The sequence below is a fragment of the Streptomyces sp. NPDC057302 genome, assembly GCF_042667685.1.
Lineage (GTDB): Bacteria > Actinomycetota > Actinomycetes > Streptomycetales > Streptomycetaceae > Streptomyces.
Map to the genome: position 1 here is coordinate 46,879 of NZ_JBHUZJ010000023.1, position 22,626 is coordinate 69,504.

Genomic DNA, 22,626 nt, shown 5'->3' on the forward strand with positions numbered 1-22,626 from the left:
GGGCCTGCCTCAGAAGTCCACGCGCAGCCGGTCGTCGAGCCGCGCCACCGAGTCCTGCGCGTACTTCTTCACGTAGTCCTCGCGGATCTCCTCGACCAGGGCGTCGCGCTTGGGCGCCTGTGCCGTCGGATAGAGGAGGATCAGCTCGTACGAGCGCTCACGCTCGATCTTGCCGTTCGAGTCCCGCCACTGGCCGCGGCCGTCCTGCACCGTGAGGCCGTCGGGGAACGACGGCGTGACCTCGTCGTCGATGAACTTCATGAACTGCTTGTCGGTCACGTCGGGGCCGCCGTCGGGGCGTTCGGTCCCGAAGAGGAGACGGGTCTCGGTGTAGGCCTGACCGCGGGACACCTGCGTGGTGGTGGTCGTGCCGGGCGCGCGCGTGTCGCCGTCGAGCGAGGCGTACGCGGCCGGGGCGCCGACGGCGAGGACCGCGGCGGCGGCCGCGGCCACGGAGAGACGGGTGCGGGAGACGCGGGAGAGGGTGAGGGCCATGGGGTTGATCCCTTTCTGGTTCTGCTTCTGTTCCTGCGGCGGGGAGGACGGACGTCGACGGATCTCCGAGTACGTTGATCCATATCGCGCGCAGACGGTAGCGGACACGCCACGCGCCCCGCCCTCACTCTCGTGGCCCCACGGCTTGATATCTCTGCCTGCCCGTAAGTCGCCGTCTTCCCTTCCGACACACAACTCCCCTACGTTTCACCCGTCTTGACCGGAGCGTGGGAGGGGACGGCTGACATGAGGGCACGTACTGGGAGAGGCCTCGCCTTGGCGCTCGCCGCGACGGCCGCGCTGGCGTTCGGCGGCGCGGGGTCCGCGAACGGCACCGGCCGCGCCGCGGACGACCCGGCGCCGCGGTCGCCCTACGCCTCCACCACCGGCGTCGGCGTCCACAACGCCTACGAGAAGTCGAAGTACCCGTACTTCGCCGACGCGCTCGACTCAGGCGCCGGGATGCTCGAACTCGACGTATGGACCAATGTGTTCGGCAGCGGCTGGCGGGTCTCGCACAGCAACCCCGTCGGGAACGACAACAACTGCGAGAACGCCGCGAGTCCGGCCGAATTGCGCACCAAGCCGCGCAACCAGAGCCTCACCGGATGCCTCGCGGACATGAAGAGCTGGCACGACGCCCACCCCGGCCACCGGCCCATCCTGGTCAAGGTCGAGCTGAAGGACGGGTTCCAGGGGAGGAACGGACGCGGGCCCGCCGACCTCGACGCCCTCCTGAAGAGCAAGCTCGGCGACGCCGTCTACCGCCCCGGCCAGCTCACCGGCGGACACGCCACCCTCGACGAGGCCGTACGGAGCGACGGCTGGCCCGATCGGAGCGCGCTCGCGGGCAAGTTCGTCGTCGAGCTCATCCCCGGCACCGTCGAGCAGAGCAACCCGCTCGACACCCTGTGGACCGACCGCGAGTACGCCACGCACCTGCGCGACCTCGCGGCGGCCGGGCGACTCGGTGAGGCCGCCGCCTTCCCCGCCGTGCTCGGCGCCGAGGCGGGCGACCCGCGCGGGCGGTACGCGGACGCGGCGATCCGGCCCTGGTTCGTGCTGTTCGACGGCGACGCGTCCACGTACGCGGGCGGCACCATCGACACCAAGTGGTACGCCGACCGGCGCTATCTGGTCGTCATGACCGACGCCCACAACGTCGCCCCGGCCATCGACTCCGTGAACCCCACCGAGACCCAGGCGCGCGACCGCGTCGCCCTGCTCGCGCGCGGCAACGCCAGCATCGTGTCGTCGGACTGGTATCCGCTGCCGGGCGTCCTGTCGACGGTGGTTCCGCGCGGCTAGCGCTCGATCCGTATCCACACCGGCGCGTGGTCGGACCCCGTCGCGTTCCGCCGCTCCGCCGGATCCTCGTCCACGCCGACCGAGGGCAGCGCGGTCGCCGTGGAGCCGGGCACACCCGTGCCCGCCGCCGTCACCATGTTCAGGAGGCTGCGGCTCACCAGGACGTGGTCGATCAGCTCGCGGCGGCCCGCGTGGATGCGCGAATAGCGCTGCTCGGGCGGGATGAGCGGGGCGACGTTCCACAGCCGTTTCGCGTCGCCCTTGTCGGGCTGGTCGAAGCCGGGGGTGCCGATCTCGGAGCCGGGCGGGCCGAGCAGGATCTGGGTCGTCGCCGCCGGCACCTCGTCGTTCAGGTCGCCGAGCACCACGACGTCGTGCTCCCGGCCGTCCCCCTTCAGGAGGCGGTCGGCCACGGAGCGCATCAGCGTCGCCTCCGCCGCGCGCCGGTAGAGCGCGTACGCCCCGAAGCGGGCCCGCTCGCCCTCGTCCCGCGGCTGGAACCGGCCGCCGCCGTAGGAGAGCAGCTTCGACTTCAGATGGCAGACGGCCGCGTCGAAGAAGAACGCACGCGTGCTCACCGTCACCGCGAGCACCCCGCGCCCGGCCGCCGCCACGGGCGGGCCCGCGTCGCTGACCTGCACCGGACGCAGCGGCGCGGGGAAGGGACTCTCGTCGGCCACGACGAACACCGGCAGCGTGCTGAGGAAGCCGACGCGGGTGCCGCGTTCGTCCGCGTGCTCCGAGAGCGTGGTGTGCCAGGTGCCCTCCAGCATCCCGGCCAGATCCTCCAGGGCCTCGGGATCACCGACCTCCTGCACGCCGAGCACGCTCGGCCGCAGAGCCTTGATCGTCGCCGCGAGCGAGGCCAGCTTCGCCTCGTACGCGGCCTTGTCCTTGGGCCCGAACTTGCCGCCGGGCCGGTAGAGGTTCTCCAGGTTCCACGTGCCGAGGAGCATGGCGGGCTCCAGCTGCTCTCGCGAGGTCGGTTGAGTTGACGTCAGCGTGCCCGTGAATCCGCCGACGCGACAGGGCACGGGATGCGCACTCCCCGTACCTTGAACAGATGACGCCGCCTCCCGCGCACGGCCCCGCCGACCTCGTCATCACCGGCCGCGGCCCCGCCGACCTCGTCATCACGGGCTGCACGGCCCTAGTCCACGACGAAGGGGGCCGGGCCGGATTCCTCGACGACGCGGCCATCGTCGTACGGGAAGGACGCATCGACGCCGTCACGACCACCCCGGCCGTGGCCGGTCTCCAGGCCGCCGAGCGCATCGACGCGCGCGGCCAGGCGGCCCTGCCCGGCCTGATCAACTGCCATACGCACACGCCGATGGTGGCCCTGCGCGGCCTCGCCGAGGATCTGCCGGCGCACGAGTGGTTCAACGACTGGATCTGGCCCATCGAGTCCAACCTGACCGAGCGTGTCGTCGGGCTCGGCGCGCGGCTCGCCTGCGCCGAGATGATCCGGGGCGGGGTGACGACCTTCGCCGACCACTACTTCGCGATGGACACCGTCGCCGGCGCCGTCGCGCAGAGCGGCCTTCGCGCCAACCTGGGCGCGGCCTTCTTCTCCTCGCAGGGGCCCGAAGGCCGCGCCGCCTCGGTGGAGTTCGCGCTGCGGCAGCGCGGCGCCGCCGACGGCCGCATCACCACCTCCCTCGCCCCGCACGCCCCGTACACCGTCGACGACGCGGACCTCGCCGCGACCGCCGAACTCGCCCGCGAGCACGGCCTCATGGTGCACCTGCACGCCTCCGAGAACCGGGCCCAGACCGACAACAGCCTGGAACGCCACGGCCGCACCCCCATCGAGGTCCTGCACCGCGCCGGACTGCTCGACGTCGACGTGCTCATCGCGCACGGCACCGGCATCCTCGACCGCGACCTGCCCGTACTCCAGCAGGGCACCGGCCGCATCGCCGTGGCGTCCGCGCCGCGCGGCTACCTCAAGTTCGGCTGGGACACCACGCCCGTGCGCGCCCTGCGCGAGATCGGCATCCCCGTCGGGCTCGCCACGGACGGCGCCGCGTCGAACAACACCCTGGACGTATGGGAGTCCATGGCGCTGACGGCGCTCGTGCAGAAGTCCACGCAGCGCGACCCGGCCTGGCTGACCGCACGCCAGGCGCTGGACCACGCCACGCTCCAGAGCGCGCGGGCCGTCGGCCTCGGCGACGAGATCGGCAGCCTGGCGCCGGGCCGCCGCGCCGACATCATCCTCGTATCCCTGGACGGCCCCCACACCCAGCCCGTGCACGACCTCGCGGCCACCCTCGTACACAGCGCACGCTCGGCGGACGTCACCACGACGATCGTCGACGGCCGGATCCTGATGCGCGACCGACGGCTGCTCACCCTCGATGTCCCGGAAATCGTGGCGGAGTTGGGCACCGAACTACCCGCCCTGATCGACCGCAGCCACGGCAAGCGGATCCAGGACTACGAGGGATGAGGGCCGAGGGCTGAGGTCTGAGGGCCGGGGCGGCCCGTCCCTCGACGGATTCTTTCGAAGTTTCTTCGCCGCGACCGATGAGTTCCGGTGAGCCCGCAGGTCACCCCTCGCAGAGGCACGGATCCGAGGGGCGGATCCGCAGGAGGGACTGAGGGACCATGGGACTTCCCGGCATCGTCACGCGCGAGGAGTGGCTCGCCGCGCGCGAGGAACTGCTCGTCAAGGAGAAGGCGGAGACCCGGGCGCGTGACGCGCTCAACGCCGAGCGGCGGCGGCTTCCGATGGTCGAGATCGACAAGGAGTATCTGTTCGACGGTTCCGACGGCAAGGCGACGCTGTTCGACCTCTTCGACGGGGATGCCCAACTCATCGTCTACCACTTCATGTTCGCCCCGGAGTGGGACGCGGGCTGTCGCAGCTGCTCGGCCTTCCTCGACCAGATCGGGCACCTCGCCCATCTGCGGGCCCGCGGCACGAACTTCATCGCGGTCTCCCGCGCGCCGTTCACCAAGATCCTGCCCTTCAAGGCGCGGATGGGCTGGACGGTGCCGTGGTACTCCTCGAACGGCAGCGACTTCAACCAGGACTTCAATGCCACGGTCGTCACCTCCGGCGCTGAGGGCGGGGAGTCCGGTGAGCAGCCTGGCCTCAGCTGCTTTCTGCGCGACGGCGACCGCGTCTTCCACACCTACTCGACGTACGAACGCGGTCTGGACTGGGTGGCCTCGTACTCCAGTCTTCTCGATCTCACCGCCCTTGGCCGGCAGGAGGAGTGGGAGGAGCCGAAGGGCCGGTCGACGGGGATCGGGGCGCCGGCGGGTAGTGGTCGGGTGAGGTATCACGACGAGTACGAGAGGTGAGGAACTGGCACAACTCGGTGTCAGGTGCGTCACGTTGCGAGTCCTTTGGGCCCCCCGGCGCGTTCTAGTCCGTAAGAGTCCGTCAGGACTGCCAACGGGGGAGCAAAAGGACGATGATGAACGATCGAGTGGTACTGGAACGCTTTCCGGCCGGTGGGCCGCGAGGATCGTGGCCCGCGGAGGACTTCGCGCGCGCCCGCCGTATGGAGGGGCAGGAGGCGGAGGTCGTGATGGACCTCGCATCCGACGCCTTCCTGGTGATCGTGCGCGAGACCGGTGTGAGCACGGTGACCGGCCTCGGCGAGGTGGTGGCCGCCGCATAGGCCCGAGCGCTCGCCTCAGCGTTAGCCTCAGCGTTCGCCTCAGCGCTCGGTGTGCCCGTTCGGTGAGGGGATCTTCGCGGTGAACTGGTCGGCCTGGAGGGCGTACAGCTCCGCGTAGACACCGCCGGTCCGCAGGAGTTCGTCCGGTGTGCCCGACTCCACCAGGCGCCCTCCGTCGAGGACATGGACCAGATCCGCGTGGCGCACCGACGCCAGGCGGTGGGTGATGAGGATGACGGTCTGGCCCGTCCCGGCAAGGGCCCTGATCTTCTCGAACACCTCCAGCTCGGCGCGGGCGTCGAGCGCCGCCGTCGGTTCGTCCACGATGAGGATGCCGCCGCGCCGGTACGCGGCGCGCGCGATGCCGAGCCGCTGCCACTGACCGCCCGACAGCTCGTGCCCGCCGGTGAAGGCACGCGCCAGCAAGGTGTCGAGGCCGCGCGGCAGATCGGCCACGACGTCGCCCGCGCCCGCCTCGCCGACCGAGGCGCCGATGCGGTCGTCCGTGAGCGGCACCGACGACCGGCCGATCGCGATGTTCACGCGGGCCGTGAACGGCCAGCGCTTGAAGTCCTGCGCCACCATCGCGATGCGCTCCGCCAGTTGATGCCGGTCCGCGCTCGCCGCGTCGACGTCGTCCCACAGGATCCGGCCGTTCTTCGGCGCGTACAGACCGGCGAGCAGCTTCACCAGAGTGGTCTTGCCCGAACCGTTCTCACCCACCAGGGCGACGATCTTCCCGGTCGGCAGGGTGAGGGAGACATCGCTGAGCGCGTCCCTGCCCGCGGCCCCCGGATAGCGGAAGGTGACGTTCTCGAACCGGATCTCCCGTGGGTCCGGCGGCAGTTCGGCGCCACCGACCGGGATCGCGCGCTGCTCGGCCTCCACGAAGAGCCGCTCCAGGTCGCCGACGAACAGGGCGTCCTCGTGCAGGGAGTTGACCTCGAGGACGAGCGTGTCGAGGTTGGACGCGCCGGTGCGGATCGCGATGACGGCGGTGCCCGCGACGGACAGCGCCATCGCCCCGGCCAGCAGCAGTCCGCCGAGCGTTGCATACGTGGCCACGGTGGCGACGCCCGTCCACGCCGCCGCGATCAGACCCGTGCGGGCGGCGAGCCGCGCCAGCCGCGCCTGCTCCTCCTCCGCGGCCTCCGACATGGACCGGTAGTGCCGCAGCAGGAACGGCCCCACGCCGTGCACCCGGATCTCCGGGGCCGCACGCGCCTCCGTGAGGAGGCTGCCGATGAGCCGCCCCGCGCGGGCGTGCTGCACCCACGCGTGGAAGGAGACATAGCGGCGCCGGGCGATCGTCAGGGCGCTCCACGCGCTCGGCAGGGTCATCGTCACCAGGAGCGGGAGCAGCACGGGGTGCAGGACGGTCAGGACGCTCGCCGCCGCGAGCAGCGAGATCATCGCGTTCACCACGCGCGTGGAGATGCCGATCATGCGGCGGGCCGACGAAGCGCCGTACTGCGCGGTGTCGAGCAGTTTGTGGAACGCGTCGTCCTCGATGGCGGACAGCTCCACCGATGCCGCCTTCTCCAAGTACTGCTCGGTGGCGACGCGTTCGACCTTCGGTTCGAGACGTCCTGTCGCGTACGTCGACGCGGCGCGCAGCAGCGCGGCCACGAACAGCACGCAGGCCATCGTCACCAGGGCGGGTGCGGCGCCGCGCATCCGGTCGGCCACCGGGGCGTCGGTCATCAGGCGGCCGAGGACGCTGTTGACCGCGAGGAGGCTCACCGCCTGGGCGAGTCCGCGGCCCACCTCGGCGCCGATGACGACGCGCGCCGCACGCCGGTCGGCCTGCCAGGCGAGCCGGAAGCTGGCGGCCAGGAGCGCGGGCAGCCGCTTCAGCATGGAGCGGAACCCCAGCTGGAGGAAGGCCTGTTCGTGCTGGGCCCAGCCGGTGTCGTAGCGCAGGGGGCCGCCGAAGAGCAGCGACTCCGACTCCGAAGTCCCGGACGCTTTCCGGGCGTTGTACTGCTTGTCTTTCGTCTGCTTCCCCTTGTCCCTTTGTCCCTTCGAGGACGACCCCGGCGGAGCCGATGATGACGGCACGCAAGGCTCCCGCGCCAGCGGGTTTTGGGGAAGGGGCGAGGGTGAGGAAGGGGCGGGCGCGGTGAAGAAGCGCCGGAGGTCAGGCCCGGACGGCCCTGGACCATTGCGGTGTGGTCCCGGTGGCCCTGCACCACGCCAGATACAGCGGGATCGGCGGCGTATAGGGAACCTCGCCCCCGGAGGGGCTGTGGATCAGCGAGGGGGCGCGCCGGGCGCCCGGCACCACGGCTCCGGCGGCGTAATAGGCGGGGGAGGGCCATTCGAGCGCGACATCGGAGTCCGCGGGCACGATCCACCACCAGCGGGCCGCGTCGACGTCCTCGTACACACATCCGACGCGAGGCAACCGGGCCATCAGCCGGGGGCCGAACCGCGCGGGAACCGAGACCGCGTCGCACCCCAGAGGCTGCGACATCCCGTCCGGGACGGCGAGCCGGGTCGGCGCGGGCGGAGCGGTGGCGGCAGACCGCCCCCGTTCGAGGCGGACCAGCGTGTCCAGATCCAACAGCCGCCGCACCGTCACCGTGCTCACACGCCCCCTGCCCACGTCGTCCTCACGCCCGCACCAGCACTCTCCGTCACGTCACGCCCGCAGTTCCGCCCATACGGTGAGGCCTGCTCCGGGACCCTCGTCCCGCACGCCCCACGCGTTGCTCACCGCCTCGACGAGAAGCAGTCCCCTCCCGTGCTCCTCGTCGGCGTCGGGCCCCTCCTGGGCGGGCCGCGGGACACCTGATCCATATCCGTCGTCACGCACAGCTATGCGCAGGGACCCGGGCCTGGTGCAGAGCTCGCAGACGATCCGGTGGCTCGCCGTGTGCACGATCGCGTTCGTGACCAGCTCGGACACCACGAGGGCCGCGGCGTCGCGGGCGTCCTCGCCGATGTCCCAGCCAAGGAGCTGGGCCTTGGCCAGCCGTCTCGCCTGCGCGGCGGAGCCCGGCCGTGGCACCAGCGCGAAGCTGACGCAGAGCTCGGAACCGCCATCGGCCCAGGCGTCGGCGGTAACGCCAACAGGGGCTTCGGCGGCAGCTGTGTGTAACGGCGCGGGCGGAGTCACGCCATCCACTATCGCCCCGCCGGGAACACCTTGGCAAGACCCACTCTGAAAAGTGCACAGTGGCGTGTCCCTTCCGGACGGCACATGGCACACTGCTCGCAACGGCTCCAGGTGCGGAGTGAATTGGCATTACATGGAGTACGTGGAGGTAGGACGTGAGCGAACCGCGGTCCGCGCCGACCGTCGGCCAGGTCGTCCTAGGCCGTCGTTTGCAGGACCTGCGCGAGCGCGCCGGCCTCAAACGAGAGGAGGCGGCGCGGATTCTTCGCGTCGCCCCCGCCACGGTCCGTCGCATGGAAATGGCCGAGGTCGCGCTGAAGATCCCGTATCTCCAGCTGCTCCTGAAGTCCTACGGCGTCGCCGATGACGAGGCCGACGCCTTCGTGACGCTCGCCGAGGAGGCGAACAAGCCGGGCTGGTGGCAGCGGTTCCACGACATCCTGCCGGGCTGGTTCAGCATGTACGTCAGCCTGGAGGGCGCGGCCGCCCTGATCAGGTCCTACGAACCGCACTTCGTCCCCGGCCTGCTGCAGACCGAGGAGTACGCGCGTGGCGTGATGCGCTCCGGGGCGATCGGCCAGACCAATCCCGACGACATCGAGCGGTACGTGGCGCTGCGGATGGAGCGCCAGTCGCTGCTCACCCGCGAGGACGCGCCGCGGGTCTGGATCGTGATGGACGAGACCGCCCTGCGCAGACCGGTGGGTGGTCCAGACGTGATGCGCGAGCAGATCGACAAGCTGCTCGAAGCCGTCGAACTTCCCCATGTGACGCTGCAGGTCGCGCCGTTCGCGGCGGGCCCGCACCCGGGCACGTACGGACCGTTCGTGCTCTTCCGCTTCGCCATGGCGGAACTGCCGGACATGGTCTACAGCGAGTACCTGACCGGCGCCGTCTACCTGGACGCGCGCACCGAGGTGGCCACCCACCTGGAGGTCATGGACCGCATGGCGGCGCAAGCCGCGACGGCACAACGCACAAAGGAGCTCCTGCGGGACCTCCGCAAGGAGCTGTGAATGGACCGACACCGAGCCGGTACGCGACCCGGGTCGAAACCCGGAGCCGGATCCCGCCCCGAGTCACGGGACGACTCCCGGATCTACAACGGCATGCCCGCCCGTGAACTCGGCAGCGAGGGCTGGCACAAGCCGTGGAGCGGCGGCAACGGCGGCAACTGTCTGGAGGCCATGAAGCTGGCCGACGGCCGGGTCGCGGTCCGCCAGTCGGCCGATCCGGACGGCCCGGCGCTGATCTACACGCACGGCGAGATCAACGCGTTCATCCAGGGGGCGAAGGCGGGGGAGGCCGACTTCCTGCTGTCGTGAGCGGCTCGTGACCGGCTGTAGCCGGTCGCGTCCCCTTCGTGAATCGTGAGCCCGTTCGTGAGCCGTGAGCCCGCCCGCGCGTCCGCGCCGGGCGGGCTCACGCGGTCATCGGCCGGTCGTACGGGCCGATCGGCGCCGCGAGCTGGGTCGTGCCGGTCAGCCACCGGTCCACCGCGGCGGCGGTCGCACGCCCTTCGGCGATGGCCCACACGACCAGTGACTGGCCGCGGCCCGCGTCTCCCGTCGCGAAGACACCCGGCACGCCGGTCGCGAAGTCCGCGTCACGGGCGAGGGTGCCGCGGTCCTCGACGTCTAGGCCGAACTGGTCGATCAGGCCGCCCGGCGTCCGCTCCGGGCCGGAGAATCCGAGCGCGAGAAGGACGAGATCGGCGGGGAGCGCCCGTGCCGTGCCGGGACGCGGGCGGCGGTCCGCCTCGACCTCGGTCAGGTGCAGGGCCTGTACCCGGCCCGACGCGTCCCCGGAGAAGCGGAGGGTGGACGCGGCGAACAGGCGCGCGTCGGCGTCCGCCGCGGGGGCGGTGCGCAGCTCGCCCGCCTCCTCGTGCGCGGCGGAGAGGCGGTAGACCTTCGGATACGTCGGCCAGGGCTCGGTCAGTTCGTCGCGCACGGCGTCCGGCTGCTCGTAGATGTCCAGCTGTGTGACGGAGGTGGCCCCCTCACGCACCGCCGTGCCAAGACAGTCCGCTCCGGTGTCCCCGCCGCCGACGATCACGACGTGCTTGCCCGCGGCGGACAGCGGGGAGGTGTCGAAGTCTCCCTCGCACACGCGGTTGGCGAGCGGGAGGTACTCCATGGCTTGCTGGATACCGCTCAACTCCCGCCCCGGCACGTTCAGTTCGCGCCACGCGGTGGCTCCGACGGCGAGCACCACCGCGTCGTGCCTGGCGCGCAGATCGGCGGCGCCGATGTCCCGCCCGACCGTGACGGACGTACGAAAGACCGTGCCCTCGTCCCGCATCTGCGCGAGCCGCCGCTCCAGGTGGTGCTTCTCCATCTTGAACGCGGGGATCCCGTACCGCAGGAGCCCGCCCGCGCGGTCCGCGCGCTCGTACACGGCGACGGTGTGTCCGGCCCGCGTCAGCTGCTGTGCGGCGGCGAGTCCGGCCGGCCCCGAGCCGACGACGGCGACGGTCCTGCCGGAGTGCCGGTCCGGGGGCCGTGACGGGTTGAGGCCGTCCTGCCAGGAGCGGTCGGCGATGGCGGCCTCGACGTTCTTGATGGTCACCGCGGGCTGGTTGATCGCGAGGACACAGCCCGACTCGCAGGGGGCGGGGCAGAGGCGGCCGGTGAACTCGGGGAAGTTGTTGGTGGCGTGCAGCCGGTCCGCCGCCGTGCGCCAGTCGGCGCGCGAGACGAGTTCGTTCCACTCGGGGATCAGATTGCCCAGCGGGCACGCGTCGTGGCAGAAGGGGATGCCGCAGTCCATGCAGCGGTCGGCCTGCCGCTCGACGAGGGGCAGCAGCGCGCCGGGGACGTACACCTCGTCCCAGTCCTTGATCCGGTCGCCGACGGATCGGCGCGGCCATTCCTGGCGGGCGGTGGTGAGGAAGCCTTTGGGGTCGGCCATGGCCGTCTCCCTCGCGTGCTTTCGAAGGATTTCGAAGGCTTTCGGCCACTGTACGACGGGTGGGTGGGGGCGGCGCGCTCGCGGGGCGGGGACGGGCTTCGGGGGTCTTTGGGCGCCTTTGGGTGCCTTTCGGGCGGGGCGGCCAGGTCGGTCAGGCCAGGGCGAGGATGAAGGACGCCGACGCGGCCAGTGAGGCTCCGACGCGGATGTGGTTCCACATGGTCCATTCACTGACGTACGTACGCCAGCGGTCCGCGCTCTGCGGCGCCTGCGCGTCGAGCTTGGCGAGGGCGTCGTTGCGGGGGACGTTCGCGACGATGGTCACTCCGAACGAGCCGAACAGATACAGCGCGCTGCCCAGCAGCAGCTCGACGGTGCCCTCGTCGGGCCAGAGCACGAAGGTGACGACGGCGACGACGGCGCTGAGCCCCGCGGCGCCCATGAACACGGTCATGAACCCGGCGGTGACCGCCTTGACGTTGATCGACTGCATCGCCGCGATGCCCTGCGCAGGGGGCAGCGCGGCCAGGGCGGGCATCACGAAGGTGGAGAACGCGACGAACGCTCCGGCGACCAGGCCGCAGGCGAGCGCGCCCAGGACGACGAGCACGAAGTAGGGTCCCTCGATCATGGCAACTCCCGCGTTATGTAAGGCAGCCGTCAGGTGAGCGAGCCGCAGTGATCCTCCATGGCGCGGCGCCGCACCACAAGTGAATTGCCCTTACCGGGTGGGGGGCCATGTGTGGGGCGCGCGGGCGCATAAGCGGGAGTCTGACCCCTGGGCCTTGGGCGGGGATTCGTTGCTGGGGGTGGGGGGGAGGGGTGTCCTGCCTGGGGTGGGGCTTTTGCTTTCCGTCGTCTGGGGCGATCCTGTTCCGCCGCTTCCCGGCGGGGTTTCCCCGCCCACCTACCCGATTGCCCGGGAGGGATCCGGAGAGGTCGGGAGGGCGGGTCGTGTCCGGCCCATCCGATTGCCCGGGAGGGCTGGTCGTGTCCGGCCCACTCGACTGCCCGGGAGGGGCGGGATCGGGCGGAGAGCTTCGCCGGCCCGGGGCTCAGCCCGCCACCCCCTGCCGCCCAGGTTCCTGCCAGGCCCGAAGGACCGCCTCCACCGTCGGGGCGATCCGGCGGCGTGCCTCGCCCCGGGGGACTCCGCTCATGAGGAGGCGGTCGTACGGCGTGTCCGTGTGCCGGACGGCGGCCACCACCGCCGCTGTCACCGCACCGGCAAAGAGGGCCCGCCCCGCCGCACTCCGCCCCACCCGCCCACTGCCCCGCACGGCCGCGTGCGCGGCGATCGCCCGGGACCGCTCCTCGGGGCACCCCGGGAAGAGGCGCCGTATCTCGTCCGCGAAGGCCGCGGTGAAGCGGACGTCCTGCGCGGCCCGCCGCACCGCGTCCCGTGCCCGCCGCCGCGCCCGCGCCTCCGCGTCCGCGAGGCACCGCTCCTCGGCCCGTGCGAGCGCCGGCTCCTCGACGAGCACCCCCTGGCGTTCGTACCGGCCCTGGCGCCGGTTGAAGCGGACGACCACCGCCGAGAGCCCGCTCCCCTCGCGGGCCCGCCGCGTCAGCGCGGTGTCGCCGCGCGGCAGGAAGACGAGATGGCCCAGGTCGGCGCAGTCCAGGCAGCGCGGCTCCGCGTCCTCGACGACCAGGAGGGTAAGCGGCCCGACGCGGCACTCCGCACAGTGGCGGCGCTTCAGGGGCTGGATGGCGAGAAGTCCTCTTCGGGCGAGGGGGGTTGGTGCCATACAGGGTTCATTCCCCGGCCGACGGGCGCGTACCGCCCGGGGGAGGGGTGGCAGGGCCCGGCATCATGGGACGGGTGCGACTCGAAGCGATCACCTGGGACCGGCTCACGGACACCCTCGCCGACCGGCTGCTCGACCTGAAGACGGCCGACGCGAGCCCCTGGCCCCGCGTCGCCTTCGACGGGGCCCCGGCGGGCAGGCCGGGCGAACTGGCCCGCGGTGTGGCCGACGCGCTGCGGGTGCGCGGGCGGTCCGCGCTCGTCGTCGGCGCGGAAGGGTTCCTGCGCCCCGCCTCGCTGCGCCTCGAATACGGGCGCGAGGACGTGGAGGCGTACTACAGCGGCTGGTTCGATCACGGCGCGCTCTGGCGCGAGGTCTTCGGGCCGCTGGATCCGGGCGGCACGGGCAGGGTGCTGCCCGACCTCTGGGACCCGGCAACGGACCGCGCGACGCGCAGCCCGTACGTCCGACTCCAGCCCGGCGCCCTGCTGTTGCTGCACGGCCCGCTGCTGCTCGGCCACTGGTTCCCCTTCGACCTGACCATCCACACGAGCCTGTCGCCGGGCGCCCTGCGACGACGTACGCCGGAGAGCGAGCGGTGGACGCTGCCCGCCTTCGAGCGGTACGAGGCGGAGGCGGATCCCGGCGCGGTGGCGGACGTGGTCGTACGCGCGGACGATCCACGGCATCCGGCATGGAGTGGATGAGAGATCGCGAGCAAGATGCCGAAACCCCTTTTATATGCACGTGCATGTAGTTAGAGTCTGGGCATGGCAACGACAGCGCTCCACTTCAGCGAATCGGTCCGCACCCTCCTCGACGGCAAGAACTTCGCCAGCGTCGCCACCCTCGGCCCCGCCGGCGCACCCCAGAACTCGGTGGTGTGGATCAAGCGGGAGGGCGACACCGTGCTGTTCTCCTCCACGGCGCGCCGCCAGAAGGTCCGCAACCTCGAACGTGACCCGCGCATCAGCGTCTCGGTCTTCGACCTGGCCAACCCGTACACGTCGACCGAGATCCGCGGCGTCGCCGAGATCCTCCCCGACCCGCAGAAGCGGCTCCCGCGCGAGCTCTCGCAGAAGTACCTGGGCATCGACCCGCCCGGCGAGAAGGACGAGGAGGCCCGGGTGATCATCAGGGTGACCCCGGAGAAGATCGTCGGATTCTCCGTCTGAGGGTGGCTCCCCGTCCGGCCCCGGCGGCTCCCGTCCGGCCCCGGCGGCTCCCCGCCGGAGGCCCGGCTGCTCCTTGGCCAAGGCCCGGCGGCCCGGGTCTCGGCGTGCGGACCTCCGGGGGCCCGGCGAGAATGTAGGGCGCCGGGACTAGCGGTGCCTCCGCGCCGCGCCGGCCGCCCGGCACCGGGAGGTACCTCATGACCACCGCCGGAGACATCATGCACCGCGGCGCCCAGTGGATCCCCGCACACGAGACCCTGGACCGCGCCGCCCAACTGATGCGTCAGCTCGACGTGGGCGCCCTGCCCATCAGCGACGAGAACGAGCGGCTCTGCGGCATCCTCACCGACCGCGACATCGTGGTCGGCTGCGTGGCGATGGGGCACGATCCGTCCAGGGTGACCGCGGGCGACATGGCCAAGGGCACGCCGCGCTGGATCGACGCGGGCGCGGACGTCGACGAGGTCCTCCAGGAGATGAAGGGCAGCCAGATCCGCAGGCTCCCGGTCATCGAGAACAAGCGCCTCGTCGGCATGATCAGCGAGGCCGACCTCGCCACGCACCTCGCCGACGACCAGCTCGCGAGCTGGGTCGAGAGCGTGTACGCGAAGGGCTGACCCGCCACCGGGTCAACCCTTGGCGGCCACCGAGAACGTCCCCTCGTCCGTCACCCCGTAGAGCACGCCCCCCAGCGACAGCGGGGCCACCCCGTTCGGGGAACGGTCGTCGACCGAGCCGCCTTGGTCGTCCTTGGAGCCACCGGCGTTCTTGGAGTCCTCGAAGCTGGGCTGCTCGGAGCGCCAACGCTCGCGTCCCGTACGTATGTTGATCGCGATGACGCTGCTGTCGGGCATCGTGGCGTACAGGTTGTCGCCCCGCACGGACGGTTCGCTGAAGATCCGCAGTTCGCGGGAGGTCGTCCAGAGCGGTTTGCCGCGCTTGAGGTCGAGCGCGAGCACCGTCTCGTTGGCGTAGTCGAAGAGGTACATGGCGTCGCCGCGCACCAGCGGCGGCGCCTCCGGCCTGACCGCCCAGGGGAAGTCGATGCCGCGCACTTTCCCCGACGTCAGGTCCTGGATGAAGAACCGTGACGAGACCCCGGAGTCGTCGTCCTCCCAGCGCGCGAAGTACCCCTTGCCCGCGTGCACCGTGGCCAGCCACAGATCGCCCTTCGGCGCCTTGGTCCCGCCCAGCTTCCGGCCGGTCCGCGCGTCATAGCGGGCTATCTCCGACGATGCGGCCCCGCCCTTGCGCGCGGCGGCGCGCAGATCGGCGAAGAGCGTCCCGTCCGGACCCGCGTAGAACGCGCCCGCCGAGTCGCTCGTCACCTCGTGGTGCCACAGCTCCCGGCCCGACCGCGGTTCGTACGCCGTGTACGTCGACGTGTGCGAGGCGTTCAACTCGCCCTTGTGCACCACGAGTACGCCGCTCAGATACTGGAACTCCGCGTGCGGCCCAGGCAGCCGCCACAGCCGCCTTCCGCTCTGCGCGTCGTACGCGTCGACTCCTCCAGAACCCTCCGCGCTGTACGTGAACACCGCGTCGGCGCCCACGACCGGATCGGTGACCGAGTACCCGGTGACCGCCTTCGGGCGGTGCATCGGCTTCGTCCAGCTGACCTTGCCCGTCAGGGGATCGAGCCGGGTCAGCGCCGTGGTCGGCGAGGCGCAGTAGACGCCCCGCGCGTGCGGAGTGCAGGCCTCCGACGAGGGCATCATGTCTTCCTCGTCCTTCTGGGCGCCGACATGCCACGGCTTCCAGCCCTCCGGGACCCCCGCTCTCGCCTCCGTGCCGCGCCCGCCGGAATCAGTGCCGTCCAGAAATGCCGCCGAGACCCCCGTGCCGATCATGGCCACCAGCGCCACGGCGCTCACGAGGGCGACCTTGAACCGGCGCCCGCGGCGCGGACGCGGAGCGGCGACGGCCGTCGCCCCCTCCTCTGCGTGTTCTGCGCGTTCTGCGTGTTCTGCGTGTTCTTCGGGCGTACGCTCCCGTGGCTCGCCCCGCGGACCCTCGTCCGGCAGTGCGGCCAGCGCGTCGAGGACCTGGGCCGGGGTGGGCCGGTCCTGCGGGGACTTGGCGAGGCAGGACATCACCAGCGGGTGCAACGCCTCGGGCAGCGCGCCCAGTTCGGGATCGTTGTGCACGGTCTGGTAGGCGGCCAGGTACGCGTTCTCCGCCTCGAACGGGCTGCGCCCCGTGGCCGCGTACACAAGGAGGGCGCCCAGCGCGAAGACGTCGACCGGCGGCCCGACGTCGCGCGGGCTGCTGAACTGCTCCGGCGCCATGAACGGCGGCGACCCCATCACCAGGCCGGTCTGCGTCCGCACGTCGCTCTGCGCGGCGCGGGAGATGCCGAAGTCGATGACGCGCGTCATCCCGCCGTCACCACCGGTGCCGCTGCCGCCGCCGCTGTCCGCGCCGTCCGTGGACTCGAGCAGCAGCACATTGCTCGGCTTCAGGTCGCGGTGCACCACTTCGGCGCGGTGGATCTCCCGCAGCGCCTCTGCCAGTTCGCCGCCGAGCCGCTTCAACTGCGGCCAGTCCAGCGGTCCTTGGTCGGCGATGCGCTGGGCGAGCGTGTCCCCGGGGACGTACGCCGTCGCCATCCAGGGCAGCGCGGCCTCCGGGTCGGCGTCCACGACCGGCGCGGTGAAGGCCCCGCTGACCCGGCGTGCGGCCTTGACCTCCTGGCGGAAGCGGGCACGGAACTCGGGGTCGTCCGCGTACTGCGTATGGACGACCTTGACCGCGACCGCGCGGCCCGAAGCCGAGCGGGCGAGATAGACGACGCCCATGCCACCGGCGCCGATCCGCGACTCGATCCGATAGCCGCCGATCGACTCCGGATCACCCTCGCGCAGAGGCATCGGTCACCGTCCCCCCGGTTTCCCCCGTAGTTGGCATGGCCCGTACACCCTAGAGCCAGCCGCTGCGCCGGAAGCCGCGGTAGAGCGAGAAACAGATGACGGCGATGACGCCGACCACCAGTCCGTAGCCGTACTTCCAGTGCAGTTCGGGCATGTGGTCGAAGTTCATGCCGTACAGACCGCAGATCATCGTCGGTACGGCGATCACGGCGGCCCAGGCGGTGATCTTCCGCATGTCCTCGTTCTGCGCGACCGTCACCTGTGCGAGATGGGCCTGGAGGATGGAGTTCAGGAGCTCGTCGAAGGACGCGACCTGCTCTGTGACGCGTTTGAGGTGGTCGTCCACGTCCCGGAAGTAGGCCTGTATCTCCGGGGCGACCGCCTGCATCGGCTGGGTGGCGAGGACCTGCAAGGGGCGGCCGAGCGGGACCACGGCCCGCTTCAGTTCGAGGAGTTCGCGCTTGAGCTGGTAGATACGACCCGGATCGGCGCGCTCCCCGTCCTTGGAGAACACGTCCATCTCCACCTGGTCGATGTCGGCCTGGACCGCGTCCGTCACGACGAGATAGTCGTCCACGACGTGGTCGGCGAGCGCGTGCAGGACCGCCGCCGGGCCCTTGGCGAGCTGCTCGGGCGCTGATTCGAGCTCCTCGCGCAGCGGGCCGAGCGAGCCGTGGCGGCCGTGCCGCACGGTGATCACGAACTCCTTGCCCACGAAGACCATGATCTCGCCGGTGTCCACCACCTCGCTGGTCGCGGTGAGTTCGGCATGCTCCACGTAACAGACCGTCTTGAACACGGCGAACAGCGTCTCGTCGTACCGCTCCACCTTCGGCCGCTGGTGGGCGTGGACCGCGTCCTCCACGGCGAGCGGGTGCAGGTCGAAGAGCTCGGCGATGCCGGCGAACTCCTGCTCCGTCGGTTCGTGCAGCCCGAGCCAGACGAATCCGTCACCGCTCTTGCGGACGCGCTCGACCTCCTCGACGAGATCACGGCCGCCCTCCTGGCGCACACCGCTCCGGTACGTCACGCATTTCACCACCGCTGAGCCCAGCGGGGAGCGGGCGGGGTGGCTCAGGTCGACGCGGCTGTGCTTGCGTACGAACTGGGCGACCCGCGCGACTTTCCGCAGGCCGCCTACCTTGCGGAGGTTCCCTACCTTTCGCAGGTTGCCTGCCATCGACATGCGTGGCTCCTCGTTCGGTGACTTGACGTGCCAGTCTGCCAGTCCGTTCCGACGGCTCCGCCTGAGCCTGGGGGAACGGAAGACTCCGCTCCGGGCCATCGGAGCTGCCTCCCGGGAGCAAGCGGAACAATTGGGATAATCGCCGCATGACGCTCATCGATCGCTATCTGACCGGTAATCGGAATCGACGTGCCGAGGGCGCGGGTGCGGGTGCGGGTGCGGGGCGCTCCGCCGAAGCCTTCTCCGCGCTCTTCGACCCCACGACCTTCCGGCACATCGAGCGGCTCGGCATCGGGCCCGGGTGGCGCTGCTGGGAGGTCGGCGCGGGAGGCACGTCCGTCGTCTCCTGGCTCGCGAAGCGGGTCGGCCCCACCGGGCGGGTCCTGGCCACGGACGCGGACATCTCCTGGCAGACGTCGGCCGCTCGTCCGCCGGTCGAGGTGCGTACGCACGACGTCGGGGTGGACGCGGCGCCCGCCCAGGGGGGCTTCGACCTCGTCCACGCGCGGCTCGTCCTCGCGGGGGCGGCGGACCGTGAGCTGGCCTTGCGGTCGATGATCCGGGCTCTGCGGCCCGGGGGGCGGCTGCTGGTCGAGGAGGCGGATCCGGCTCTGCAGCCCCTTCCCTGCCCGGACGAGTACGGTCCCGCGCAGCGGTTGGCGAATCGGCTGCGGCACGCGCTGCTCGCTCAGCGTGGGGCTGAGTCCGCGTATGGGCGCGGATTGCCCCGCCTGCTTCGGGAGGCGGGGCTGCGGCAGGTGGAGGCCGATGCGTACTTCCCTCTGGGCTCGGTCGGATGTGTGGCGCTGGAGGCGGCCACGGTGCAGCAGGCGCGGGCGGCTTTGACCTCGGCGGGTCTCGCCACGGACGAGGAGATCACCACTCACCTCGCGAACATCGCCGCGGAGCCGATGGACTTGGCCGCGGCCCCCCTGATCTCGGCCTGGGGCCGAAAGCCGTAGCCCCCCAACCACACAAGCCTCCCCACCCACCCGCCCGATTGCCCCGCATCCACCCTTCGGCGAACAAGCTTTCCCGCCCACCCGCCCGATTGCCCGCATCCGACCCTGGGCGAACGAGCGCCCCCCGCCTGTCCGATGGCCCCACGGTGCTGGGAGACCTGCAGCGGTGGGTGGGGGGCGGGGACGTACAGGCAGGGGGCAGGCGGGGCGCATCAATGACGTAGCACCGCACCCAGCGGTGGGGCCCCGAGCACCCGCGGTCGGCATCGAGACGCGAGGGGACGGGCCGGTATGTCTGCCCGGAGCACGGTTCGCACCACTCCGGAACCGAAGCAACAAGACGGCCACCGGACGATAGCGAGGACGGACATACCGGCACGGCCCCGCCCCCAACCCGAACCACCACCGCATCAGGCCCCCCGGACCCGCAGGCGCCCCGCCCTCAAGGACGGATCGGCCCGCAGGCGCCCTGCCCTCAAGATGGCAGCCGCCGCATCAGGCTCCCCGGCCGTAAGGCACCCCCGCCTCCAGGGACGGACCAGCCTCACAGCACACCTCCGGCCCGCAGGCGCCCCCGTCCCCAAAGCGACCTCCACCGCAACAGGCCCCCGGCCCGCAGCCGCCCCGGCCCCCAAGACGACCTCCACCGCAACAAACCCCTGCCCCGCAGGCACCCCCCACCCCGCAACCTAGGCCGGCCGTCCTCCCACCAGTTCAACCGCCCGCGCCCCCGCCCGACACCCCTCCGCCGCAGCCTCGCAGAGCCCCGCCCCGCTCAGCCGCGACGCAAGGAACGCCCCCGTGAACGCGTCGCCCGCCCCCGTCGTGTCCCGCGCAGCGGCAGGCAGCGCGGGAATCTCGGCCCGTACCTCACCGCCCAGGGCGACCACCGCACCCGCAGCACCGCGCTTGACCACCACCACCGGGTACCGACGGCTCAGCCTCGCCGCCGCTTCCGCCAGCCAAGACACATCCGCAGCATCCACTGGCCCTAGCCCATCCACCGCCCCCGCCCCAGGCGCCCCCGCCAGGCCCAGCACCTCCACCTCCCCCTCACTGGGCAGCAGCACCTCCACCCCCTCAGTCGCCGCCAGGAACCGCCCCGCACCCAGCTCCCCGAGGAACCCCGCCGATGCCGGGTCCACGCTCACCGGTATGCCACGCGCGCGTGCCGCCGCCAGCGCCTTCCTGGCCACCTCCCGGCTCGGTTCCGCGAAGAACAAGTAACCCGACAGGTGCAGCCACCCCACACCCTCCAGAAGCGAGGGCGACCAGTCGGTGCCCGACAGGCGTAGCGACGCGCCGCTGTCCGTCAGGAACGTTCGCTCGGCCCTGCCCCCGCCGCCCCCGTCGACCAGGCAGATCACGGTCCCCGTAGGCGCCTCGGAGTCGACGACTAGCCGGGAACGCACCCCCGCGCGCGTGAGCGCCTCCTCGTGCCACGCCGCTGAATCCGCCCCGACCCGCCCCAGGAGCCGTACATCGCGGCAGCCCCAAGCGGCCGCCCAGCACGCCACGTTGGCGCCCGCGCCACCCGGCACCGTACGGATCGCCGCAGCCGTGTCCGTGCCGGGAAGCGGCGGCGTACGGTGCCGCGCGACGATGTCCGTCACCACGTCCCCGACGACCAGCAGAGCCCCACCCCCTGGACTCACGGACCCACCCCGGGACTCCACCCGGCCCCATCCCCTGGCCCCACCGCCCCGCGACCTCACCGCCCCACCCAGGCCGCCGCGATCCGCCCCGCCAGCCGCACATTGCCCCGCACCGCCGCGAGGTTGGCGCTCAGTGAGGCGCCGTCGGTGCGGCGGACCAGTTGGTCCAGGAGGAACGGGGTGACCGCCTGGCCGGTGATGCCCCGCTCGGCGCACGCCTCCAACGCCTCGGCCAGTACGCGCGCGTGCAGCGCGGGATCCAGTTGCTCGGACTCCGGGACGGGGTTCGCCACGAGCAGTGCGGACTCCGGGCCGCCGACCGCGTCCTGGGCCCGCATCACCGCCGCGACCTCCGCGGGCGTACGCAGCGTCCAGTCCACCGGATGCCCGGAGTCGGTGAGGTAGAAGCCGGGGAAGCGGTCCGTCCCGTACCCCGCCACCGCGACGCCCAGCGTCTCCAGGCGCTGCAACGTCGCCGCCACGTCCAGGATCGACTTCACCCCCGCGCAGACCACCGTGATCCGTGTCCGGGCGAGCAGCCCCAGGTCGGCGGACTCGTCCTGGGTCACCGTCCACTCCCGGTGCACCCCGCCGAGCCCACCCGTGGCGAACACCCGTACGCCCGCCCGCGCGGCGAGCAGCGCCGTCGCGGACACGGTCGTCGCCCCGCTCGCGCCCGCGGCGACCGCGAGCGCCAGATCGCGGTGGCCCAGCTTGCGGATGCCGTCCTCGTTCGCGACCCGCTCCAACTGCTTCTCTTCCAGGCCGACATGGGGGCGCCCGTCCAGAACGGCGATCGTCGCCGGAACGGCCCCCTCCTCGCGTACGGCCTCTTCGAGCTCACCCGCCACCTGGAGATTGCGTGGGCGCGGCAGCCCGTGCGCGATGATCGTGGACTCCAGGGCGACGACGGGCCGCCGCTCCGCCACCGCCGCCCGCACCTCGTCGGATATCACCAAGCCGGACACCACCGAGCCGGACTCCACCTCATCGGACTCCACCAACACGGGCCTGCCTCCTGCCGTCGGGTCTCCCCTCATCCCTGGCGGTCCGCGCACCCCGCCAAACCCTTGCGGCGCCCGGGACGGGACAGCAGTCGAGGGGTGTGGCGCAGGGGTGTGACGCAGGGGCGCGCAGGCCCCGGCTAGGGTGACCGGCCATGACCACGAATGATCAAGCCCTCGCGCCGTCCTTTGCCGTGCACATTCCGGATGCCGAACTGGAGAACGAACCGCTCGACCCCGAGCAGATCGTCTCCGGCAGCCCGGAGGTCACCGGCAAGGTCCTGTGGGAGTCGGCCGACGGCAAGCAGGTGCGCGGCATCTGGCAGATCACGCCCGGCGTGGTGACCGACACCGAGGCCAACGAACTCTTCGTGGTCGTCAGCGGCCGCGCCACCATCGAGGTCGAGGGCGGCGACGTGATCGAGATCGGTCCCGGCGACGCGGCCGTCCTGCGCGAGGGCGACCGTACGACGTGGACCGTGCACGAGACGCTGCGCAAGGCGTACCACATCACGCTTCCGTGACTGCTGGCCGCTGACCCCGGGCCT

23 protein-coding genes are annotated in these 22,626 nt (G+C 71.7%); 11 read left to right on the plus strand and 12 right to left on the minus strand.

The genetic code is table 11. The features are described from left to right. Positions 1 to 9 precede the first annotated feature (9 nt). Complete coding sequence (locus ACFUPX_RS18500; protein WP_383323038.1) at positions 10 to 495, minus strand: DUF3574 domain-containing protein; 486 nt, start codon at positions 493 to 495, stop codon at positions 10 to 12. 246 nt (positions 496 to 741) lie between these two features. Between ACFUPX_RS18500 and ACFUPX_RS18505 the strand changes: the two genes are divergently transcribed. Continuing rightward, positions 742 to 1,803 carry a phosphatidylinositol-specific phospholipase C domain-containing protein gene (locus ACFUPX_RS18505; protein ID WP_383323041.1) on the plus strand — a complete coding sequence of 354 codons (1,062 nt, stop codon included), beginning with the start codon at positions 742 to 744 and terminating at the stop codon, positions 1,801 to 1,803. Here ACFUPX_RS18505 and ACFUPX_RS18510 read toward each other — a convergent pair. Beyond that, positions 1,800 to 2,759 carry an endonuclease/exonuclease/phosphatase family protein gene (locus ACFUPX_RS18510; RefSeq protein WP_383323044.1) on the minus strand — a complete coding sequence of 320 codons (960 nt, stop codon included), beginning with the start codon at positions 2,757 to 2,759 and terminating at the stop codon, positions 1,800 to 1,802. The two genes, ACFUPX_RS18505 and ACFUPX_RS18510, sit on opposite strands and share 4 nt — an antisense overlap. 107 nt (positions 2,760 to 2,866) lie before the next feature. Between ACFUPX_RS18510 and ACFUPX_RS18515 the strand changes: the two genes are divergently transcribed. From ACFUPX_RS18515 to ACFUPX_RS18525, 3 genes are all read left to right on the plus strand, one after another. After that, the gene (locus ACFUPX_RS18515) at positions 2,867 to 4,258 is read left to right on the plus strand and encodes an amidohydrolase (RefSeq protein ID WP_383323047.1); all 1,392 of its coding nucleotides are present in this window, start codon (positions 2,867 to 2,869) and stop codon (positions 4,256 to 4,258) included. A gap of 158 nt (positions 4,259 to 4,416) precedes the next feature. Beyond that, positions 4,417 to 5,118 (plus strand): DUF899 domain-containing protein, encoded by a 702-nt coding sequence (locus ACFUPX_RS18520; RefSeq protein WP_383323050.1) that lies wholly within the window; start codon positions 4,417 to 4,419, stop codon positions 5,116 to 5,118. A 116-nt stretch (positions 5,119 to 5,234) separates the two neighbouring features. Further along, positions 5,235 to 5,441: a hypothetical protein gene (locus tag ACFUPX_RS18525; RefSeq protein ID WP_383323193.1), complete on the plus strand. Its 207-nt coding sequence runs from the start codon at positions 5,235 to 5,237 to the stop codon at positions 5,439 to 5,441. Positions 5,442 to 5,480: 39 nt separating this feature from the next. Here ACFUPX_RS18525 and ACFUPX_RS18530 read toward each other — a convergent pair whose 3' ends face one another. The 3 genes from ACFUPX_RS18530 to ACFUPX_RS18540 all read right to left on the minus strand — a co-directional run bounded on the left by ACFUPX_RS18530 (position 5,481) and on the right by ACFUPX_RS18540 (position 8,454). After that, positions 5,481 to 7,301: an ABC transporter ATP-binding protein gene (locus ACFUPX_RS18530; RefSeq protein ID WP_383323196.1), complete on the minus strand. Its 1,821-nt coding sequence runs from the start codon at positions 7,299 to 7,301 to the stop codon at positions 5,481 to 5,483. A gap of 280 nt (positions 7,302 to 7,581) precedes the next feature. After that, complete coding sequence (locus ACFUPX_RS18535) at positions 7,582 to 8,034, minus strand: hypothetical protein (RefSeq protein WP_383323053.1); 453 nt, start codon at positions 8,032 to 8,034, stop codon at positions 7,582 to 7,584. 51 nt (positions 8,035 to 8,085) lie between these two features. Then, the gene (locus ACFUPX_RS18540) at positions 8,086 to 8,454 is read right to left on the minus strand and encodes an ATP-binding protein (RefSeq protein ID WP_383323056.1); all 369 of its coding nucleotides are present in this window, start codon (positions 8,452 to 8,454) and stop codon (positions 8,086 to 8,088) included. 263 nt (positions 8,455 to 8,717) lie between these two features. Between ACFUPX_RS18540 and ACFUPX_RS18545 the strand changes: the two genes are divergently transcribed. Next, on the plus strand, positions 8,718 to 9,578 hold the full coding sequence (locus tag ACFUPX_RS18545) for a helix-turn-helix domain-containing protein (RefSeq protein WP_383323059.1): 861 nt from the start codon (positions 8,718 to 8,720) through the stop codon (positions 9,576 to 9,578). A 93-nt stretch (positions 9,579 to 9,671) separates the two neighbouring features. Then, on the plus strand, positions 9,672 to 9,887 hold the full coding sequence (locus tag ACFUPX_RS18550) for a DUF397 domain-containing protein (protein WP_249593092.1): 216 nt from the start codon (positions 9,672 to 9,674) through the stop codon (positions 9,885 to 9,887). Positions 9,888 to 9,984: 97 nt separating this feature from the next. On the opposite strand, the gene ACFUPX_RS18555 is transcribed toward ACFUPX_RS18550, so the two are convergent. The 3 genes from ACFUPX_RS18555 to ACFUPX_RS18565 all read right to left on the minus strand — a co-directional run bounded on the left by ACFUPX_RS18555 (position 9,985) and on the right by ACFUPX_RS18565 (position 13,226). Further along, positions 9,985 to 11,475 carry a glutamate synthase subunit beta gene (locus ACFUPX_RS18555; protein ID WP_383323062.1) on the minus strand — a complete coding sequence of 497 codons (1,491 nt, stop codon included), beginning with the start codon at positions 11,473 to 11,475 and terminating at the stop codon, positions 9,985 to 9,987. Between the two features lie 151 nt (positions 11,476 to 11,626). Next, complete coding sequence (locus ACFUPX_RS18560; protein ID WP_383323065.1) at positions 11,627 to 12,106, minus strand: DUF1772 domain-containing protein; 480 nt, start codon at positions 12,104 to 12,106, stop codon at positions 11,627 to 11,629. A 424-nt stretch (positions 12,107 to 12,530) separates the two neighbouring features. Then, on the minus strand, positions 12,531 to 13,226 hold the full coding sequence (locus ACFUPX_RS18565) for a DUF2293 domain-containing protein (protein WP_383323068.1): 696 nt from the start codon (positions 13,224 to 13,226) through the stop codon (positions 12,531 to 12,533). Between the two features lie 65 nt (positions 13,227 to 13,291). On the opposite strand from ACFUPX_RS18565, the gene ACFUPX_RS18570 reads away from it, so the two are divergent. The 3 genes from ACFUPX_RS18570 to ACFUPX_RS18580 all read left to right on the plus strand — a co-directional run bounded on the left by ACFUPX_RS18570 (position 13,292) and on the right by ACFUPX_RS18580 (position 15,018). After that, positions 13,292 to 13,933 (plus strand): uridine kinase, encoded by a 642-nt coding sequence (locus ACFUPX_RS18570; protein ID WP_383323070.1) that lies wholly within the window; start codon positions 13,292 to 13,294, stop codon positions 13,931 to 13,933. Positions 13,934 to 13,996: 63 nt separating this feature from the next. Then, positions 13,997 to 14,401 (plus strand): PPOX class F420-dependent oxidoreductase, encoded by a 405-nt coding sequence (locus ACFUPX_RS18575; RefSeq protein WP_383323072.1) that lies wholly within the window; start codon positions 13,997 to 13,999, stop codon positions 14,399 to 14,401. Between the two features lie 197 nt (positions 14,402 to 14,598). After that, on the plus strand, positions 14,599 to 15,018 hold the full coding sequence (locus ACFUPX_RS18580) for a CBS domain-containing protein (RefSeq protein ID WP_383323075.1): 420 nt from the start codon (positions 14,599 to 14,601) through the stop codon (positions 15,016 to 15,018). Between the two features lie 12 nt (positions 15,019 to 15,030). On the opposite strand, the gene ACFUPX_RS18585 is transcribed toward ACFUPX_RS18580, so the two are convergent. Then, positions 15,031 to 17,271, minus strand: a complete 2,241-nt coding sequence (locus ACFUPX_RS18585; RefSeq protein WP_383323078.1) for a PQQ-binding-like beta-propeller repeat protein — start codon at positions 17,269 to 17,271, stop codon at positions 15,031 to 15,033. 49 nt (positions 17,272 to 17,320) lie between these two features. After that, positions 17,321 to 18,457: a magnesium/cobalt transporter CorA gene (corA, locus tag ACFUPX_RS18590; RefSeq protein WP_383323081.1), complete on the minus strand. Its 1,137-nt coding sequence runs from the start codon at positions 18,455 to 18,457 to the stop codon at positions 17,321 to 17,323. Between the two features lie 146 nt (positions 18,458 to 18,603). On the opposite strand from corA, the gene ACFUPX_RS18595 reads away from it, so the two are divergent. Next, the gene (locus ACFUPX_RS18595; RefSeq protein WP_383323083.1) at positions 18,604 to 19,419 is read left to right on the plus strand and encodes a methyltransferase domain-containing protein; all 816 of its coding nucleotides are present in this window, start codon (positions 18,604 to 18,606) and stop codon (positions 19,417 to 19,419) included. Between the two features lie 689 nt (positions 19,420 to 20,108). On the opposite strand, the gene ACFUPX_RS18600 is transcribed toward ACFUPX_RS18595, so the two are convergent. Together ACFUPX_RS18600 and ACFUPX_RS18605 are read right to left on the minus strand one after the other, a co-directional pair. Beyond that, positions 20,109 to 21,074, minus strand: coding sequence for a carbohydrate kinase family protein (locus ACFUPX_RS18600; protein ID WP_383323086.1), 966 nt, complete (start codon positions 21,072 to 21,074; stop codon positions 20,109 to 20,111). A gap of 56 nt (positions 21,075 to 21,130) precedes the next feature. Continuing rightward, positions 21,131 to 22,075, minus strand: coding sequence for a pseudouridine-5'-phosphate glycosidase (locus ACFUPX_RS18605; protein ID WP_383323087.1), 945 nt, complete (start codon positions 22,073 to 22,075; stop codon positions 21,131 to 21,133). A 158-nt stretch (positions 22,076 to 22,233) separates the two neighbouring features. Here ACFUPX_RS18605 and ACFUPX_RS18610 point away from each other — a divergent pair, with 158 nt between their 5' ends. After that, positions 22,234 to 22,602: a cupin domain-containing protein gene (locus ACFUPX_RS18610; protein ID WP_383323090.1), complete on the plus strand. Its 369-nt coding sequence runs from the start codon at positions 22,234 to 22,236 to the stop codon at positions 22,600 to 22,602. The last annotated feature ends 24 nt before the right edge of the window (positions 22,603 to 22,626 follow it).

Coding starts and splice junctions, on each gene's coding strand:
- corA (WP_383323081.1), bottom strand. CDS start 18,457: ATGTCGATGGCAGGCAACCTGCGAAAGGTAGGGAACCTCCGCAAGGTA.
- ACFUPX_RS18585 (WP_383323078.1), bottom strand. CDS start 17,271: ATGCCTCTGCGCGAGGGTGATCCGGAGTCGATCGGCGGCTATCGGATC.
- ACFUPX_RS18560 (WP_383323065.1), bottom strand. CDS start 12,106: ATGATCGAGGGACCCTACTTCGTGCTCGTCGTCCTGGGCGCGCTCGCC.
- ACFUPX_RS18565 (WP_383323068.1), bottom strand. CDS start 13,226: ATGGCACCAACCCCCCTCGCCCGAAGAGGACTTCTCGCCATCCAGCCC.
- ACFUPX_RS18580 (WP_383323075.1), top strand. CDS start 14,599: ATGACCACCGCCGGAGACATCATGCACCGCGGCGCCCAGTGGATCCCC.
- ACFUPX_RS18530 (WP_383323196.1), bottom strand. CDS start 7,301: ATGCTGAAGCGGCTGCCCGCGCTCCTGGCCGCCAGCTTCCGGCTCGCC.
- ACFUPX_RS18550 (WP_249593092.1), top strand. CDS start 9,672: ATGCCCGCCCGTGAACTCGGCAGCGAGGGCTGGCACAAGCCGTGGAGC.
- ACFUPX_RS18575 (WP_383323072.1), top strand. CDS start 13,997: ATGGCAACGACAGCGCTCCACTTCAGCGAATCGGTCCGCACCCTCCTC.
- ACFUPX_RS18610 (WP_383323090.1), top strand. CDS start 22,234: ATGACCACGAATGATCAAGCCCTCGCGCCGTCCTTTGCCGTGCACATT.
- ACFUPX_RS18500 (WP_383323038.1), bottom strand. CDS start 495: ATGGCCCTCACCCTCTCCCGCGTCTCCCGCACCCGTCTCTCCGTGGCC.
- ACFUPX_RS18595 (WP_383323083.1), top strand. CDS start 18,604: ATGACGCTCATCGATCGCTATCTGACCGGTAATCGGAATCGACGTGCC.
- ACFUPX_RS18505 (WP_383323041.1), top strand. CDS start 742: ATGAGGGCACGTACTGGGAGAGGCCTCGCCTTGGCGCTCGCCGCGACG.
- ACFUPX_RS18570 (WP_383323070.1), top strand. CDS start 13,292: ATGGGACGGGTGCGACTCGAAGCGATCACCTGGGACCGGCTCACGGAC.
- ACFUPX_RS18510 (WP_383323044.1), bottom strand. CDS start 2,759: ATGCTCCTCGGCACGTGGAACCTGGAGAACCTCTACCGGCCCGGCGGC.
- ACFUPX_RS18515 (WP_383323047.1), top strand. CDS start 2,867: ATGACGCCGCCTCCCGCGCACGGCCCCGCCGACCTCGTCATCACCGGC.
- ACFUPX_RS18525 (WP_383323193.1), top strand. CDS start 5,235: ATGAACGATCGAGTGGTACTGGAACGCTTTCCGGCCGGTGGGCCGCGA.
- ACFUPX_RS18555 (WP_383323062.1), bottom strand. CDS start 11,475: ATGGCCGACCCCAAAGGCTTCCTCACCACCGCCCGCCAGGAATGGCCG.
- ACFUPX_RS18520 (WP_383323050.1), top strand. CDS start 4,417: ATGGGACTTCCCGGCATCGTCACGCGCGAGGAGTGGCTCGCCGCGCGC.